The following is a 16,544-nucleotide window of genomic DNA, read 5'->3' on the forward strand; positions in this document are numbered from 1 at the left end:
GAGAGGCAGGACCATGGCAAACGCGCATAGCGGCAAAATGATCGTCGGGCTGGACATCGGCACTTCCAAGGTGGTGGCGCTGGTGGGTGAGGTCGGCGAGGACGGCACCCTGGAGATCGTCGGGATCGGCACCCATCCGTCCCGCGGTCTGAAGAAGGGCGTGGTGGTGAACATCGAATCGACCGTGCAGTCGATCCAGCGCGCCGTCGAAGAGGCCCAGCTGATGGCCGGCTGCCGCATCCACTCGGCGTTCGTCGGCGTGGCCGGCAACCACATCCGCAGCCTGAACTCCCACGGCATCGTCGCCATCCGCGACCGCGAAGTCAGCACCGCCGACCTCGAGCGCGTGCTCGACGCCGCCCAGGCCGTGGCCATTCCGGCCGACCAGCGGGTGCTGCACACCCTGCCGCAGGACTATGTGATCGACAACCAGGAAGGCGTGCGCGAGCCCCTGGGCATGTCGGGCGTGCGCCTGGAAGCCAAGGTCCATGTGGTCACCTGCGCGGTCAACGCGGCGCAGAACATCGAGAAGTGCGTGCGCCGCTGCGGGCTGGAAATCGACGACATCATCCTCGAGCAGTTGGCCTCGGCCTACTCGGTGCTGACCGACGACGAAAAAGAACTGGGCGTGTGCCTGGTGGATATCGGCGGCGGCACCACCGACATCGCCATCTTCACTGAAGGCGCGATCCGTCACACCGCGGTGATCCCGATCGCGGGCGACCAGGTCACCAACGACATCGCCATGGCCCTGCGCACCCCCACGCAGTACGCCGAGGAAATCAAGATCCGCTACGCCTGCGCCCTGGCCAAGCTGGCCGGCGCTGGCGAGACCATCAAGGTGCCGAGCGTCGGCGACCGCCCGCCGCGCGAGCTGTCGCGCCAGGCCCTGGCCGAAGTGGTGGAGCCGCGTTACGACGAGCTGTTCACCCTGATCCAGGCCGAACTGCGTCGCAGCGGCTTCGAGGACCTCGTGCCAGCCGGCATCGTCCTCACCGGCGGCACCGCGAAGATGGAAGGCGCCGTGGAACTGGCCGAGGAAATCTTCCACATGCCGGTACGCCTGGGCGTGCCGCACAGCGTTCGGGGCCTGAGCGACGTGGTGCGCAACCCGATCTATTCCACCGGCGTGGGCCTGCTCACCTATGGCCTGCAGAAGCAGTCCGAGGACCCGTCCCTGACCGGTATCAGCAACAGCAACAGCAGCAACAACAGCTATGGCGATGAACCGAAGGGCCCTGTGCTTGAACGACTCAAGCGTTGGGTCCAGAGCAACTTCTAAGTTTCAAAGCAGTAGTGGTAGGCGCGACAACTAGAGAACTGTAAGGAGAGGGAAAATGTTCGAGCTCGTAGACAACGTCCCGCAAAGTCCGGTCATCAAGGTGATCGGCGTTGGCGGTGGTGGCGGCAACGCCGTCAACCACATGGTCAAAAGCAACATCGAAGGCGTCGAGTTCATCTGCGCCAACACCGATGCCCAAGCGCTGAAGAACATCGGCGCGCGCACCATCCTGCAACTGGGCACGGGTGTGACCAAGGGCCTGGGTGCCGGCGCCAATCCGGAGGTCGGCCGTCAGGCCGCGCTGGAAGACCGTGAGCGCATCGCCGAAGTGCTGCAAGGCACCAACATGGTGTTCATCACCACCGGCATGGGGGGGGGTACCGGTACCGGCGCGGCGCCGATCATCGCCGAAGTGGCCAAGGAAATGGGCATCCTCACCGTTGCGGTGGTGACCCGTCCGTTCCCGTTCGAGGGCCGCAAGCGCATGCAGATCGCCGACGAAGGCATCCGCATGCTGGCTGAGAGCGTCGACTCGCTGATCACCATCCCCAACGAGAAGCTGCTGACCATCCTGGGCAAGGATGCAAGCCTCTTGTCCGCCTTCGCCAAGGCCGACGACGTGCTGGCCGGTGCCGTTCGCGGTATTTCCGACATCATCAAGCGTCCGGGCATGATCAACGTCGACTTCGCCGACGTGCGCACCGTGATGGGCGAGATGGGCATGGCGATGATGGGTACCGGTTGCGCCAGCGGCCCGAACCGTGCGCGCGAAGCCACCGAGGCGGCGATTCGCAACCCGCTGCTCGAGGACGTCAACCTGCAGGGCGCCCGCGGCATCCTGGTGAACATCACCGCCGGTCCCGACCTGTCGCTGGGCGAGTACTCCGACGTGGGTAGCATCATCGAGGCCTTCGCCTCCGACCACGCGATGGTCAAGGTCGGCACCGTGATCGACCCGGATATGCGCGACGAACTGCACGTGACCGTGGTGGCCACCGGCCTGGGCGCGCGCATCGAGAAGCCGGTCAAGGTGGTCGACAACACCCTGCAGACCGCCCAGCAGGCGTACGAGGCCTCCAATCCGGCCCCGGTTCGCCAGGAGCAGTCGGCGGTCAACTACCGTGACCTGGAGCGTCCGACCGTGATGCGCAACCAGGCCCACGCGGGTGCCGCGGCGGCCGCTAAACTCAACCCACAGGATGATCTGGACTACCTGGATATCCCGGCGTTCCTGCGTCGTCAGGCCGATTGATGGAATTTATCAGGGGTATTAGGGTGATTGGTGTTCAGCAAAGGCCGGGTCTGTTATCATCCCCAGCCTTTGTTGATACCTGTTCGCAATTTGCGCTGAAGCGGCCAATGCCATGATTAGACAACGCACCCTGAAGAATACCATCCGTGCCACAGGTGTCGGCCTGCACTCCGGGGAGAAGGTCTACCTGACCCTCAAGCCTGCGCCTGTCGACACCGGCATCGTCTTCCGTCGCGCCGACCTCGACCCTGTGGTCGAAATCCCGGCGCGCGCGGCCAACGTCGGCGAGACCACCATGTCGACGACGCTGGTCAACGGTGACGTCAAAGTCGATACGGTCGAGCATCTGCTCTCCGCCATGGCGGGCCTGGGCATCGATAACGCCTACGTCGAGCTCTCCGCCTCGGAAGTGCCGATCATGGATGGCAGCGCCGGACCCTTCGTATTCCTGATCCAATCGGCCGGCCTGGAAGAACAGGACGCAGCCAAGAAGTTCATCCGCATCCTGCGCGAAGTGACAGTGGAGGAGGGCGACAAGCGCGCCACTTTCCTGCCTTTCGACGGGTTCAAGGTGAGCTTCGAGATCGACTTCGATCACCCGGTCCTCAAGGGCCAGACCCAGAGCGCGGTCGTCGACTTCTCCAGCACCTCGTTCGTCAAGGAAGTCAGCCGTGCCCGCACGTTCGGCTTCATGCGTGACATCGAGTACCTGCGCAAACACAACCTTGCGCTGGGTGGCAGTGTGGAGAACGCCATCGTGGTCGACGAGACCGGCGTGCTTAACGAAGACGGCCTTCGTTCCGATGACGAATTCGTCAAGCACAAGATCCTCGACGCCATCGGCGACCTTTATCTGCTGGGCAACAGCCTGATTGGCGAGTTCAAGGGCTACAAGTCCGGGCACGCGCTGAACAACCAGCTGTTGCGCAAGCTGATCGCTGAAACCGACGCTTGGGAAGTGGTCACCTTCGAAGATGCCAGCACGGCACCGATCTCGTACATGCGCCCTGTTGCGGCCGTGTAAGTTCGAACACTCTCTCTAGTGATTAAGGCCACCTTCGGGTGGCCTTTTTTATTGGGGTGTCAAAAGATGGAACCCAGGAGCGGGCATGACTCTCGATACGTCCGCTCACGCTATCGCGGGGACGTGTATCAGGCTTTGCCCTGCGCGTGTGCCGCCAGACGCTCCAGCGCCGCACGCAGCTTCGGGTCGCTGATGCCTTCGGCCGAGCCGCGGATGCTGTCTGCGGCAGATTCCGAAAGCTCAGGCCCGTGACCTTCATGTTTTGCCACCACCAGCGGCGGCTGTACCTTGAACTGGATGCGGCTCAGGTTGGCGAACGCTTCCATGGCTTGCAGCTGGCGTTGCAGGCGCTTTTGCTGGTAGCGCAGGCGGGTGGCCCAATGGCCGTCGGTCACCACCAGCAACAATGTCCCTTCCTTCCAGGAGGCCACGTGGCAGTGCTCGCGGGCGGCCGGTTGCAGCTGGCTTTCCAGCAGGCGCTGCAGGTGTTCCAGGCGTTCGGCCTGGTTGAGCAGCAGGCGCAGGGGCCGGGCCTTGCGCAACAGGTCGGCGGGGGGGCGGGCAGGGGTGGGTTTGTAGGCCATGGAGGTCTGCAGAGGGATACAGGATCAACAGTCTACCAGTTGGGCATTCATCGCGGGGAAAGCCCGCTCCCACGCCAGCGTGTGGCGAGCGGTCGCCGGATCTTGATGCAAGTCATTCGCGATACGTTTCATCTTCACGCACCTTGAACTTGCGCAAAAAGCCCCTATGTTAGTCAGGCCCCCTAAAAGCGCTGTGCCAGCATCGTGGAAATCCACCACTTTCCTCACCATCGTTTCCGGGTAGAATGCTCGTTCGCATGCGGCCTCAGGGCTGCACGGGCGACTCACGGGGCCGCCCTCCATCCCTACGTGTGGAAGATCCTGCCGATATGTTTGCGCCTTTGTTAAAAAAACTTTTTGGAAGCAAGAACGAGCGTGAAATCAAACGCATGCTCAAGACGGTGAGCACCGTCAATGCCTTCGAAGAGAAGATGGTGGCCCTCTCCGACGAGCAGCTGCGGGGCAAGACCGCAGAGTTCAAGGAACGCCTGGCCAAAGGCGAGACGCTCGACCAGCTGCTGCCCGAAGCCTTCGCCGTGGCCCGCGAGGCCGGCAAGCGCGTAATGGGCATGCGTCACTTCGATGTCCAGCTGATCGGCGGCATGACCTTGCACGAAGGCATGATCGCAGAAATGCGCACCGGTGAAGGCAAGACCTTGGTCGGTACCCTGGCTGTGTACCTCAACGCGCTGTCTGGCAAGGGCGTGCACGTGGTCACCGTCAACGACTACCTGGCTCGCCGCGACGCCAACTGGATGCGTCCGCTGTACGAATTCCTCGGCCTCAACGTCGGCATCGTCTCGGCCTTCCAGCCGCCGGAAGAAAAGCGCGCCGCCTATGCCGCCGACATCACCTACGGCACCAACAACGAATTCGGTTTCGACTACCTGCGCGACAACATGGCGTTCAGCCAGGACGAGAAGTTCCAGCGTGAGCTGAACTTCGCCGTGATCGACGAAGTTGACTCGATCCTCATCGACGAAGCGCGCACCCCGCTGATCATCTCCGGCCAGGCCGAGGACAGCTCCAAGCTGTACATCGAGATCAACCGCCTGATCCCGCGCCTGACCCAGCACATCGAGGAAGTCGAAGGCCAGGTGACCCAAGAGGGCCACTACACCATCGACGAGAAGAGCCGTCAGGTCGAACTGAACGAGGCCGGCCACCAGTTCATCGAGGACATGCTGACCCAGTCCGGCCTGCTGGCCGAGGGCGAGAGCCTGTACTCGGCGCACAACCTGAGCCTGCTGACCCACGTCTACGCCGGCCTGCGCGCGCATAAGCTGTTCCACCGCAACGTCGAGTACATCGTCCAGGAAGGCCAGATCCTCCTGATCGACGAGCACACCGGCCGCACCATGCCGGGCCGCCGCCTGTCCGAAGGCCTGCACCAGGCCATCGAGGCCAAGGAAAACCTGAACATCCAGGCCGAGAGCCAGACCCTGGCCTCGACCACCTTCCAGAACTACTTCCGCCTCTACACCAAGCTGTCCGGCATGACCGGTACCGCCGACACCGAGGCATTCGAGTTCGCCCAGATCTACAACCTCAACGTGATGGTCATCCCACCGAACAAGCCGTTGGCCCGCAAGGACTTCAACGACCTGGTGTACCTGACCGCCGACGAGAAGTACGCCGCGATCATCGCCGACATCAAGGAAAGCATGGCCCACGGCCGTCCGGTCCTGGTCGGTACCGCGACCATCGAAACCTCCGAGCACATGTCCAACCTGCTCAAGAAGGAAGGTATCGACCACAAGGTCCTGAACGCCAAGTACCACGAAAAAGAAGCCGAGATCATCGCGCAAGCCGGTGCTCCGGGTGCACTGACCATCGCCACCAACATGGCCGGCCGTGGTACCGACATCCTGTTGGGCGGCAACTGGGAGGCCGAGGTGGCCGCCCTGGACAACCCGACCGCCGAACAGATCGCCCAGATCAAGGCCGACTGGCAGAAGCGTCACCAGCAGGTGCTGGAAGCCGGTGGCCTGCACGTGATCGCCTCTGAGCGCCACGAGTCGCGCCGTATCGACAACCAGCTGCGTGGCCGTGCCGGCCGTCAGGGCGACGCCGGCTCCAGCCGTTTCTACCTGTCGCTGGAAGACAGCCTGATGCGCATCTTCGCCTCCGACCGGGTGAAGAACTTCATGAAGGCGCTGGGCATGCAGTCCGGTGAGGCCATCGAGCACCGCATGGTGACCAACGCCATCGAGAAGGCGCAGCGCAAGGTCGAAGGCCGCAACTTCGACATCCGCAAGCAGCTGCTCGAATACGACGACGTGGCCAACGAGCAGCGCAAGGTGATCTACCACATGCGCAACAGCCTGCTGGCCGCCGAGAACATCGGTGACACTATCGCCGAGTTCCGCCAGGAAGTGCTCGATGCCACCATCAGCCAGCATATTCCGCCGCAATCGCTGCCCGAGCAGTGGGACGTGGCCGGCCTGGAAGCTTCGCTGGCCAGCGATTTCGCCATCAAGCTGCCGATCCAGCAGTGGCTCGACGAGGACGATCACCTCTACGAGGAGACCCTGCGCGAGCGGCTGATCAAGGAAATCACCGACGCCTACAACGAGAAGGAAGACCAGGCCGGCATCGACGCCCTGCGCACCTTCGAGAAGCAGATCCTGCTGCGCGTGCTGGACGACCTGTGGAAAGACCACCTGTCGACCATGGACCACCTGCGCCACGGTATCCACCTGCGCGGCTATGCGCAGAAGAACCCGAAGCAGGAGTACAAGCGCGAGTCGTTCACCTTGTTCCAGGAGCTGCTGGAGTCGATCAAGCGCGACACCATCCGCGTGCTCTCGCACGTCCAGGTACGCCGCGAAGATCCGGCCGAGGAAGAGGCGCGCCTGCGCCGCGAGGCCGAGGAACTGGCCAGCCGCATGCAGTTCCAGCATGCCGCCGCGCCGGGCCTGGAAGGCGAGCAGCTGGCCGAGGAGGGCGCCGAAGTCGCCGTGGCCTCCGCGCCGGTTCGCAACGACATGAAGCTGGGCCGCAACGAGCCGTGCTGGTGTGGTTCGGGCAAGAAATTCAAGCATTGCCATGGTCAGATCGAGTAATCGATCCTGCGTGACATCCGAGGGGCCGCGTTGCGGCCCTTTCGCGACACAAGGCCGCTCCCACAGGTACTGCGCTCGGCTAAAGAGCAGCGCAGTCTCTGTAGGAGCGGCCTTGTGTCGCGATGGGCTGCGAAGCGGCCCCCGCTCTTCCCTCTGGTAACCGGCCGACATTAAGATCGGCCGACGTCGTCACATCCCTTGTTTTCCATAGGAGCGCTCTAATGGCTGTTGGTCTTGGTCCCCTGCCCACCCTGCACCCGGTTCCCGGTTTCGAACTCGGTATCGCCTCGGCGGGCATCAAGCGCCCAGGGCGCAAGGATGTGGTGGTGATGCGCTGCGCCGAAGGCTCCAGCGTCGCCGGCGTGTTCACCCTCAACGCCTTTTGCGCGGCCCCGGTGATCCTTTCCAAGCAGCGTGTGCAGGGTACCGTGCGTTACCTGCTGACCAACACCGGCAATGCCAACGCCGGCACGGGCGCACCGGGCCTGGCCGCCGCCGAGCGCACCTGCGCCAAGCTGGCGGAGCTTGCCGGTGTTCCTGCTGAGTCCGTGCTGCCGTTTTCCACCGGCGTGATCGGCGAGCCGCTGCCAGTCGAGAAGATCGAAGGCGCGCTGCAGGCCGCCCTGGACAACCTGTCGGAAAACCACTGGGCCGAAGCCGCCACTGGCATCATGACCACCGACACCCTGCCCAAGGGCGCCAGCCGCCAGTTCCAGTACGACGGCAAGACCATCACCGTCACCGGCATCAGCAAGGGCGCGGGCATGATCCGTCCGAACATGGCCACCATGCTCGGCTACATCGCCACCGACGCCAAGGTCGCCCCGGCGGTGCTCAAGGACCTGATACTCGACGGCGCCAACAAGTCGTTCAACCGCATCACCATCGACGGCGACACCTCGACCAACGACTGCTGCATGCTGATCGCCACCGGCAAGGCCGATGTGCCGGAAGTGACCGAGGCCAGCGGCGCACTGTTCGAGGCGCTGAAGAAGGCGGTGTTCGAGGTGTGCATGGAGGTGGCCCAGGCCATTGTCCGCGACGGCGAAGGCGCTACCAAGTTTGTCACCGTGCAGGTCAACGGCGGTGGCAATCACCAGGAGTGCCTGGACGTCGGCTACGCCGTGGCCCACTCGCCGCTGATCAAGACCGCGCTGTTCGCCTCCGATCCCAACTGGGGCCGTATCCTCGCCGCGGTCGGTCGTGCCGGCGTGCCGGCGCTGGATGTGAGCCTGATCGATGTGTACCTGGACAGCGTCTGCATCGCCAGCCAGGGCGGGCGCAGCCCGAGCTACACCGAGGACCAGGGCGCCAAGGTGATGGCCCAGGAGGAAATCACCATCCGCATCGAACTGGGCCGTGGCCAGTGCAGTGAAACAATCTGGACCACCGACCTGTCCCACGAGTACGTGAAGATCAACGCCGAATACCGCACCTGATCCATCACGGGGCAAGCCCGGTCCCACGCAGACTGTCGTGGGAGCGGGCTTGCCCCGCGATTACTGCATACTGTCCGCAACATGGAGCCGAACCATGAGCTATCACCTGATCATCGGCGACAAGCTGTATTCCTCCTGGTCGCTGCGCGGCGCCCTGGCCCTCGAGCTGGCCGGCGTCCCCTACGAAGAAACCCTGGTCAAGCTCAACCAGCCTGACACCCGCCAGCGCCTGCTGGCCTTCTCGGCCACCGCCAAGGTGCCGTTGCTGCAAAGCGAGCATGGCGTCATCGCCGACTCCCTGGCCATCGCCGAATACCTCAACGAACGCCACCCCGAGGCCCGCCTGTGGCCCGAGGACGTTGCCGCCCGCGCCCAGGCCCGTTCGGCCTGCGCGCAGATGCACAGCGGCTTCTTCGCCCTGCGCGGTGCCATGCCATTCGACCTGTCCCGTGACGAAGCACTGGCCGAGATGCCGTTGGACGTGCAGGTCGATATCGACCGCATCGTCGCCCTGTGGAGCGAATGCCGCTTGGTGGCCAAGGAAAACGGCCCGTTCCTGTTCGGCCGCCCGAGCTTGGCCGACGCCTTCTTCGCCCCTGTGGCCGTGCGCTTGCGCACCTACCGTGTCGCGGTGCCGGCCGAAGCGGCTGCCTACATCGAGACCATTTATCAATGGCCAGCCTTCCAGGCCTGGCAAAAAGCTGGCCTGGCGGAGCGTGAAGGGTGAAACGGATTCATGTAGTCGCAGCGGTCATTCGTGGTGCCGACGGGCGGATCCTGATCGCCCGCCGCGCCGATACCCAGCACCAGGGCGGCCTGTGGGAGTTCCCCGGCGGCAAGCTGGAGGAGGGCGAGGGCGTCGAGGCGGCGCTGGCCCGCGAGCTGCGCGAGGAGCTGGGGATCGAGGTCGCGGCTTCGCGGCCGTTGATCAAGGTCAGCCACGACTATCCGGACAAACAGGTGCTGCTGGATGTGCGTGAAGTGCACGCCTTTACTGGTGAGCCCCACGGCGCCGAAGGCCAGCCCCTGGCCTGGGTGGCGCCGCGTGACCTTGGTCAGTATGAGTTCCCCGAGGCCAACAAGCCGATCGTCGCCGCGGCGCGCCTGCCCGACCAGTATCTGATCACCCCTGACGGTCTGGAAGTGCCGGAGCTGCTCAAGGGCATCCAGAAGGCCGTGGCCAGCGGCATCAGGCTGATCCAGCTGCGCGCGCCGGACATGTACGACCCCAAGTACCGCGATGTAGCGGTGGATGCGGTCGGCCTGTGCGCGGGCAAGGCCCAATTGATGCTCAAGGGGCCGCTGGAGTGGCTGGGCGACTTCCCGTCGGCCGGCTGGCACCTGACCGCCGCGCAGTTACGCAAGTACGCGGCCAAGGGGCGGCCATTCCCGAAGGAGCGCTGGCTGGCGGCGTCCTGCCACAGTGCCGAGGAACTGGCGCTGGCCGAGCAGATGGGGGTGGACTTTGTCACCTTGTCGCCGGTGCAGGCGACCCAGACCCATCCCGAGGCGGTGCCGTTGGGGTGGGATGAAGCGCAGCGATTGATCGGCGGGATCAGCCATCCGGTGTTTCTGCTGGGCGGGGTCGGGCCGGGTGAACGGGAGCGGGCGTGGGAGGTTGGAGCGCAGGGTGTGGCGGGGATCCGGGCGTTTTGGCCTGAGGTCTGAGTAATTGGGGCTGCGCAGCAGCCCCAGCAATCTCAGGCTCCAGGTTTAGGCGCAGGCTGCCACAATACCTCTGCAACTCCCTGGCGCCGCCCAATGATCCGGGCCGCGACGAACAACAGGTCCGATACCCGGTTGATATAGGCCAGCCCCACCCCCTCCAGCGGTTCCAGCGCATTCAGTTGCTGGCAACGCCGTTCCGCCGCCCGCGCCGCACTGCGGCAGACATGGGCCTGGGCCACCAGCATCGAGCCCCCAGGCAGGATGAAGTTTTTCAGCGGCCCCAACTCTTCGTTCCAGCGGTCGATGGCCGCCTCCAGGCGCTCCACCTCGGCAATGTTCAACGCCTGGTAGCTGGGCATTGCCAGTTCCCCACCCAGATCGAACAAACGGTGCTGACAAGGCGCCAGTACCTCGATCAGCTCGCCAAGACCGGCCTCGGCCAGCCCGGCCAGCAGCACGCCCAACTGGCTGTTGAGGCTGTCTACCTCGCCGATCGCCTCAATCCGCGGATGGTCCTTGGGCACCCGGCGTCCGTCGCCCAGGCCGGTTTCGCCTTTGTCGCCGGTGCGGGTGTAGATCTTCGACAGGCGGTAGCCCATGTCATGTCTCCGTCTTGGTGGTGGTCGGCTGGGCCGGGTTCAGAGGTAGGCGCAGAGTGAAGCAGGTGCCCTGGCCGGGAGTGGACTGCACCTCCATCTGCCCTTTGTGGTTGTTGGTGATGATGAAGTACGACACCGACAGGCCCAGGCCGGTGCCCTGGCCGATTTCCTTGGTGGTGAAGAACGGCTCGAAGGTGCGCTTGCGCACCGTCTCGGGCATGCCGATGCCATTGTCTTCGACCTGGATCTCCGCCCACGGCGGGTTGAGCCGCGTGCGCAGGGTGATACGCCCCGGCTCGCTGGGCTGTGGGCGCTGGTGGATGGCCTGGGCGGCATTCTTCAGCAGGTTGAGCAGCACTTGTTCCAGTTCGTTGGCGGTGCAGGGCACCGGGCCCAGTTGCGGGTCGAACTGGCGGACGATGGCCTGGCCCTTGAAGTCGAATCCGATGGCCAAGTCGAAGTCGTTGCCGGCGATCTCCACGGCCTGGTCGATCAGCGCCGGCAACTCGCAAGGCGCCAGCTGGCGGTTGCTGCGGCGGCTGAAGCTGAGCATGTGGGTGACGATCTTGGCCGCCCGGGCGCCGGCCTGCTGGATGCCGTCGAGCAGTTGCGGCACTTCGCGGCTCTCCAGGTAACGGTTGACGGCCGTCAGGTCGATGCCCAGTTCGCCGGCCTGCTCCTGGTTGCGCGGCAGGTCTGGCGACAGGCGTCGGCGGATGTTCTGCACATTGTGCAGGATCGCGCCCAGTGGGTTATTGATCTCGTGGGCCATGCCTGCGGCCAGGCCGCCGACCGAGAGCATCTTTTCCGACTGAACCATCATTTCTTCCAGGGACAGGCGCTGGGTGATGTCGTCGATGCGGATCACCACGCCGCGTCCGGCGCCGCCCATCAGTGGGTAGAAGGTCAGGGCGTAGTGGCGCAGGTCCTCGCCCTTTGGCCAGGTAACCCGCTCGATCTTGGCCACCCGGTACTTCTCCACGCTCTCCTTGAGCTGCGGCAGGAAGGGCTTGAGCGGCTCGAAGGCGAGGAACACCGGCTGGTTCAGCGCCTCGTCCAGCGGCGTGCCGGAGAGCACCGTGGCCTCGTGGTTCCACTGGGTGACGTAGAGCTGCTCGTCGAGGGCGATCAGTGCCGAGGGCATGGAGTCGATGATGCTGTTCAGGTAGTTCTGAAAGCCCGTGAGCTTCTTCTCGATCTTGCTGCGCACCTGGACTTCCAGCTCCAGCTTGCGGTTGGTGTGGCGGGTTTCCTCGGCCAGACCCTGGGCCTGGTCGTAGGCGTCCTGGAACTCGTCGCGGGTGCGCTTGAGCTGCTGCTCGCGGGCCTCGATGCGCGAGAGCATGGTGTTGAACGCCTCCGCCAGGCTGCCGATCTCGTCGTCGTTGCCGCGCTGGGCGCGCAGGGCGTAGCTCTCCTCGCGGGTAACCTGGCGGGTCAGCTCTTCGAGGCGATTGATCGGCAGGGTGATCAGGCGCTTGATCTGCCGGGCGATGACCAGCCACAGCAGTATGCTGAACACCAGGATGGCCAGGCTGGCCGATAGCGTGCCGGTGTAGAACGCGGTGGGCAACTCGCTGCTGGCCACCAGCAGCAGATGCGCGGGTGGGGCGGCGCTGCGCGGCAGGCGGATCAGCTGGGTGCTGCGAAACTCCATGAGGCGCCAGCCGTCGATGTTGCGGTAGCGCTTGGGCAGGGTTAGCGGGTCGCCGTGCTGCAGCTGGGCCAGCATCTGCCCGTCACCGCCATAGATCGCGGCGGCGCGTAGCGGCGAATAGCTGTCGAGCTCCTTGAGCAGCGCCGTGGCGTTCTCTGCCGAATCGCCGGCGCGCGCGGACATCTGCGGGTTGGAGACCAGCTTGCCGATGGTCTGCAGGGCCTGGGGCGCCATGCTTTCCTGGGTGATCCAATAGGCGGCGCTGATGAAGGCGAGGTTGGCCACCAACAGGATGGTCACCAGCAGCACCAGCAGGGCCGCCAGCAATTTCTGCCCGACCGGGAGGTTTTCCAGGCGTTGACGCAGGGTCATGGGTGAGGAGGTGTCCTGTCCTGTGGATGAATGCCGTCAGTCGCTACGCAGTCCGCGCGCCTGCAAGTTATCGACCAGGCGCCGCTGCAGCCGTTCCAGGGCCGGTACCGCCAGGTCATGGCGGTTGGCGGTACGGCAGGCGTGGCCGAGCAGGTAGTGGACCTCGGTGCGTCGGCCATGGCGGACATCCTGGTACATGGAAGAGTAGTTGGCCGCGGTGGCGAGAATCACCCGCTGCACTTCCTCATGCAGGTCGTGGGCGGCCTCGGGCTGGCCGCAACGGCGCAGCAGGTCGGCCAGTTCGTCACACAGCTGGTCGACTTCGGCCAGGTGGCCGAGCAGGCCACCGTTCTGGCAGTCGTGCAGCACGGTGAGCGGGTTGATCGCGCAGTTGAGGGCCAGTTTGCGCCACAGGCGGGTGGGGATGTCGAGCGACCACTGGGCCGGGATGCCGGCGTCATGCAGGTCTGCGAACCAGGACGGGACGTTGGGGTTGGTCGGATCACCCAGCCAGTTGAAACCGTGGCCGGCGAAGCGCACCTGCCAGTCGGCCTCGCGGAACGCGCCCTCGGTGCTGGAGGCGAAGATGCAGCGGGCGTGGGGCACCTGGTCGGCGACTTCGTCCTGGCTGCCCAGGCCGTTCTGCAACAGCACCAGTTCGGCGCCGTTGGCCAGTCTCGCGGCCAGGCGCGCCACGGCTGGCGCGGCATCGTAGGCCTTGCAGGCCACCAACAGGCGATGAATCGGCCCTTGGGCATCGAAGGTTTCCGCGGGGATCGCGTAGTGCTGGGTCTTGTCCTGTTCGAACAGCGTCAGCTTGCCTGCGCCCTGGTAACTGGACAGGCGCTGCTTATCGCGCAGGATCAGGCGGACCGCCTTGCCGGCGCGGGCCAGGCGACAGGCCCAGAGGCTGCCGAGGCTACCGGCGCCGAGAATATGCCAGGTGCTGCTCATCTGCGTTTCGCAACCCGTTATAATGAGCCCGCATTTTAACCATCAAACCCGACGCGCTCCATCTTCAAGCCGAGCGCGCTTTTTTTCTGGAGATCATCCATGCCTTCGTTCGACGTGGTATCGGAACTGGACAAGCACGAAGTGCAGAACGCCGTCGACAACGCCATCAAGGACCTCGACCGCCGTTACGACCTCAAGGGCAAGGGCACCTTCGAGTTCAAGGACAAGGAACAGACCGTGCTGCTGACCGCCGAGGAGGAGTTCCAGCTCGAGGCGATGCTGGAAATCCTGCGCCTGGCGCTGGTCAAGCGCAAGATCGACGTCAAATGCCTGGAAACCAAGGATCCCTACGCATCCGGTAAGGAAAAGAAGCAGGAAGCCAAGTTCCGCGAAGGCATCGACAAGGACCTGGCCAAGAAGATCGTCGCCACCATCAAGGACGGCAAGCTCAAGGTCCAGGCTGCCATCCAGGGCGAGCAGGTGCGCGTGACCGGCAAGAAGCGTGACGACCTGCAGGAAGCCATCGCCCTGCTGCGCACCAAGGAATTCGACATGCCGCTGCAGTTCAACAACTTCCGCGACTGATCCGCGGCGGCCCGGAACCTTGATGGCGCAGTGATGTCCATCGGGGTCCGGGCCGCTTGCTTTGCGTTGCCCGCCTCATCGTGTACTTGCCGTTCGGCATCAGGAGATAAACATGGATTTGAACGCTGAAGTCGATCAGCTGGTCCGTCAATCGCAAACCTGGCTCCCCTTGATCATGGAGTACGGCAGCCGCCTGTTGCTGGCGCTGCTGACCCTGGCCATCGGCTGGTGGATCATCAACAAGGTCAGCGCCCGCCTGGGCAAGCTGGTCGGCCTGCGCGCCGACGCGGCGCTGCAGGGCTTCATCAGCACCCTGGCCAACATCGTGCTGAAGGTGCTGCTGATGGTCAGCGTGGCCTCGATGATCGGCATCGAGACCACCTCGTTCGTCGCCGCCATCGGTGCCGCGGGCCTGGCCATCGGTCTGGCCCTGCAGGGCAGCCTTGCGAACTTCGCCGGCGGCGTGCTGATCCTGATGTTCCGCCCGTTTCGCATCGGTGACTGGATCGAGGCGCAAGGTGTCGCGGGCACCGTGGACAGCATCCAGATCTTCCACACCGTGCTGCGCACTGGCGACAACAAGACCGTGATCATGCCCAACGGCAGCCTGTCCAACGGCATCATTACCAACACCAACCGCCAGCCGACCCGTAAGGTGGTGTTCGACGTGGGCGTGGACTACGACGCCGACCTGCAGAAGGCGCGCAATGTACTGCTGGAGCTGGCCCAGGATCCGCGCGTGCTGCAGGATCCAGCGCCGCAGGCGGTGATCTCGACCCTGGGTGACAGCTCGATCACCGTGTCGCTGCGTATCTGGACCAAGACGGCCGACTACTGGGACGTGATGTTCATGCTCAACGAGCATGCCCGCGACCGTCTCAAGGCCGAAGGCATCGACATTCCGTTTCCGCAGCGGGTGATCCGTGTAGTGCAGGAGACTGTGGCGTAACACAAGCGCCTGCGAAATCGGGGCCGCAAGGCGGCTCCGACGATCTTTGCCTATCCGCTGAAATCCTGGGGCCGCTACGCGGCCCTTTCGCGGCCCACAATGTCTAGCTGCTTTTGAACATATGGCAAGTGGCTTGGATGTTCGGACAAGGCGCCGCGACGAGTCATGGCAGGGCTATGGCGAGGCGTGGCAACGCCGGCCGGGCGCCCAAGACGCCGCCAAAATTGAACAGCTTATTGCCGAGACAGCACACTAGCAGGGGTAGGAGCGCTCAGCGCCCGGCTGGCATTGCTCGGTTGATCAGCTGCTCATGGCAGCCTCCGCACGATCTTTCGGTTTGCGTTGGTACACCTGATCACTTTGCAGCAGTGACCAGATAATGAGCAGGATTTGTCCCCGCACGTGTGTCAGCGATGTCTCAAGTCCGTACACATCGGTAGCAGACAGGGATTGCGGGGCGAGTCCATCAATTACAGGTAAGCGGTTCAGTTGAAGATGAGCTGCGCCGCCACCGCGAACATCATCACCGCCACCATCAGGTCGAGCATCCGCCAGGTCGCAGGGCGTGCCAGCCACGGCGCCAGCCAGGCGGCGCCGATCGCCAGGGTCGAGAACCACACCAGCGAGGCACTGGCGGCGCCGGCCACGTAGGCGCCGGGCACGGTCTGCTGGGCGCCGAGGGAGCCGATAAGCAGCACGGTGTCCAGATATACGTGGGGATTGAGCAGGGTCACCGCCAGCGCGCTCAGCAGCACCGCGCGGCGCGAGCGCACGCCCTGGCCTTCCCGGTGCTGCAGGCTCTGTTTGGAAAACGCGCTGCGCAGGGCCTTGGTGCCGTACCAGATCAGGAACACCGCGCCGCCCCAGCGCGCCACGGCCAGCAGAGTAGGGTTGTGCGCCAGTACCGTGGCCAGTCCGAACACCCCGGCGGCGACCAGCAGCGCGTCACAGACCACGCACAGCACCGCCACCGGCAGGTGATGCTCACGGCGCAGGCTCTGCGCCAGGACGAAGGCGTTCTGGGCGCCGATGGCCATGATCAGGCCAAAGGCCACCAGCATGCCGTTGAGATAGCTTTGCCACATAGCGGGGACACTCCACGGGCACCGATGCG

General features: G+C 64.4%; 14 protein-coding genes. 9 read left to right on the forward strand and 5 right to left on the reverse strand.

Annotated elements, in window-relative coordinates:
* The first annotated feature begins 13 nt into the window (after positions 1-13).
* The 3 genes from ftsA (at position 14) to lpxC (ending at position 3,558) form a co-directional block, all read left to right on the forward strand.
* A complete protein-coding gene (gene ftsA / locus K5H97_RS05225; RefSeq protein WP_028689735.1) occupies positions 14-1,282 on the forward strand; it encodes a cell division protein FtsA in 1,269 nt (422 codons plus the stop codon).
* 55 nt (positions 1,283-1,337) lie between these two features.
* On the forward strand, positions 1,338-2,534 hold the full coding sequence (gene ftsZ / locus K5H97_RS05230) for a cell division protein FtsZ (RefSeq protein WP_028689734.1): 1,197 nt from the start codon (positions 1,338-1,340) through the stop codon (positions 2,532-2,534).
* Between the two features lie 112 nt (positions 2,535-2,646).
* Positions 2,647-3,558 carry a UDP-3-O-acyl-N-acetylglucosamine deacetylase gene (gene lpxC / locus K5H97_RS05235; protein WP_028689733.1) on the forward strand — a complete coding sequence of 304 codons (912 nt, stop codon included), beginning with the start codon at positions 2,647-2,649 and terminating at the stop codon, positions 3,556-3,558.
* A gap of 128 nt (positions 3,559-3,686) precedes the next feature.
* On the opposite strand, the gene K5H97_RS05240 is transcribed toward lpxC, so the two are convergent.
* Positions 3,687-4,142 carry a DUF721 domain-containing protein gene (locus tag K5H97_RS05240; protein ID WP_028689732.1) on the reverse strand — a complete coding sequence of 152 codons (456 nt, stop codon included), beginning with the start codon at positions 4,140-4,142 and terminating at the stop codon, positions 3,687-3,689.
* 329 nt (positions 4,143-4,471) lie between these two features.
* On the opposite strand from K5H97_RS05240, the gene secA reads away from it, so the two are divergent.
* The 4 genes from secA (at position 4,472) to K5H97_RS05260 (ending at position 10,314) form a co-directional block, all read left to right on the forward strand.
* Entirely contained in the window at positions 4,472-7,207 is a 2,736-nt protein-coding gene (gene secA / locus K5H97_RS05245; protein ID WP_028689731.1) for a preprotein translocase subunit SecA, read from the forward strand.
* A 221-nt stretch (positions 7,208-7,428) separates the two neighbouring features.
* Positions 7,429-8,646, forward strand: a complete 1,218-nt coding sequence (gene argJ / locus K5H97_RS05250) for a bifunctional glutamate N-acetyltransferase/amino-acid acetyltransferase ArgJ (RefSeq protein WP_028689730.1) — start codon at positions 7,429-7,431, stop codon at positions 8,644-8,646.
* Between the two features lie 94 nt (positions 8,647-8,740).
* Positions 8,741-9,373 (forward strand): glutathione S-transferase family protein, encoded by a 633-nt coding sequence (locus K5H97_RS05255; RefSeq protein WP_028689729.1) that lies wholly within the window; start codon positions 8,741-8,743, stop codon positions 9,371-9,373.
* Positions 9,370-10,314, forward strand: coding sequence for a Nudix family hydrolase (locus K5H97_RS05260; RefSeq protein ID WP_028689728.1), 945 nt, complete (start codon positions 9,370-9,372; stop codon positions 10,312-10,314). The genes K5H97_RS05255 and K5H97_RS05260 overlap by 4 nt, the downstream gene beginning before the upstream one ends.
* A gap of 32 nt (positions 10,315-10,346) precedes the next feature.
* On the opposite strand, the gene K5H97_RS05265 is transcribed toward K5H97_RS05260, so the two are convergent.
* Genes K5H97_RS05265 through K5H97_RS05275 form a run of 3 tightly spaced genes read right to left on the reverse strand, consistent with a single transcriptional unit; the run spans position 10,347 to position 13,896 of the window.
* On the reverse strand, positions 10,347-10,913 hold the full coding sequence (locus K5H97_RS05265) for a cob(I)yrinic acid a,c-diamide adenosyltransferase (RefSeq protein ID WP_028689727.1): 567 nt from the start codon (positions 10,911-10,913) through the stop codon (positions 10,347-10,349).
* A gap of 1 nt (position 10,914) precedes the next feature.
* Positions 10,915-12,942, reverse strand: a complete 2,028-nt coding sequence (locus K5H97_RS05270; RefSeq protein ID WP_028689726.1) for a sensor histidine kinase — start codon at positions 12,940-12,942, stop codon at positions 10,915-10,917.
* Positions 12,943-12,978: 36 nt separating this feature from the next.
* Positions 12,979-13,896, reverse strand: coding sequence for a putative 2-dehydropantoate 2-reductase (locus tag K5H97_RS05275; RefSeq protein WP_028689725.1), 918 nt, complete (start codon positions 13,894-13,896; stop codon positions 12,979-12,981).
* A gap of 99 nt (positions 13,897-13,995) precedes the next feature.
* Here K5H97_RS05275 and K5H97_RS05280 point away from each other — a divergent pair, with 99 nt between their 5' ends.
* Together K5H97_RS05280 and K5H97_RS05285 are read left to right on the forward strand one after the other, a co-directional pair.
* A complete protein-coding gene (locus tag K5H97_RS05280; RefSeq protein ID WP_011535522.1) occupies positions 13,996-14,481 on the forward strand; it encodes a YajQ family cyclic di-GMP-binding protein in 486 nt (161 codons plus the stop codon).
* Between the two features lie 112 nt (positions 14,482-14,593).
* Positions 14,594-15,430: a mechanosensitive ion channel family protein gene (locus K5H97_RS05285; RefSeq protein ID WP_028689724.1), complete on the forward strand. Its 837-nt coding sequence runs from the start codon at positions 14,594-14,596 to the stop codon at positions 15,428-15,430.
* A gap of 485 nt (positions 15,431-15,915) precedes the next feature.
* Here the strand turns inward: K5H97_RS05285 and K5H97_RS05290 are convergent, their stop codons facing one another.
* The gene (locus tag K5H97_RS05290) at positions 15,916-16,515 is read right to left on the reverse strand and encodes a LysE/ArgO family amino acid transporter (RefSeq protein WP_028689723.1); all 600 of its coding nucleotides are present in this window, start codon (positions 16,513-16,515) and stop codon (positions 15,916-15,918) included.
* Positions 16,516-16,544 lie beyond the last annotated feature (29 nt).

This window comes from Pseudomonas mosselii (assembly GCF_019823065.1).
GTDB lineage: Bacteria > Pseudomonadota > Gammaproteobacteria > Pseudomonadales > Pseudomonadaceae > Aquipseudomonas > Aquipseudomonas mosselii.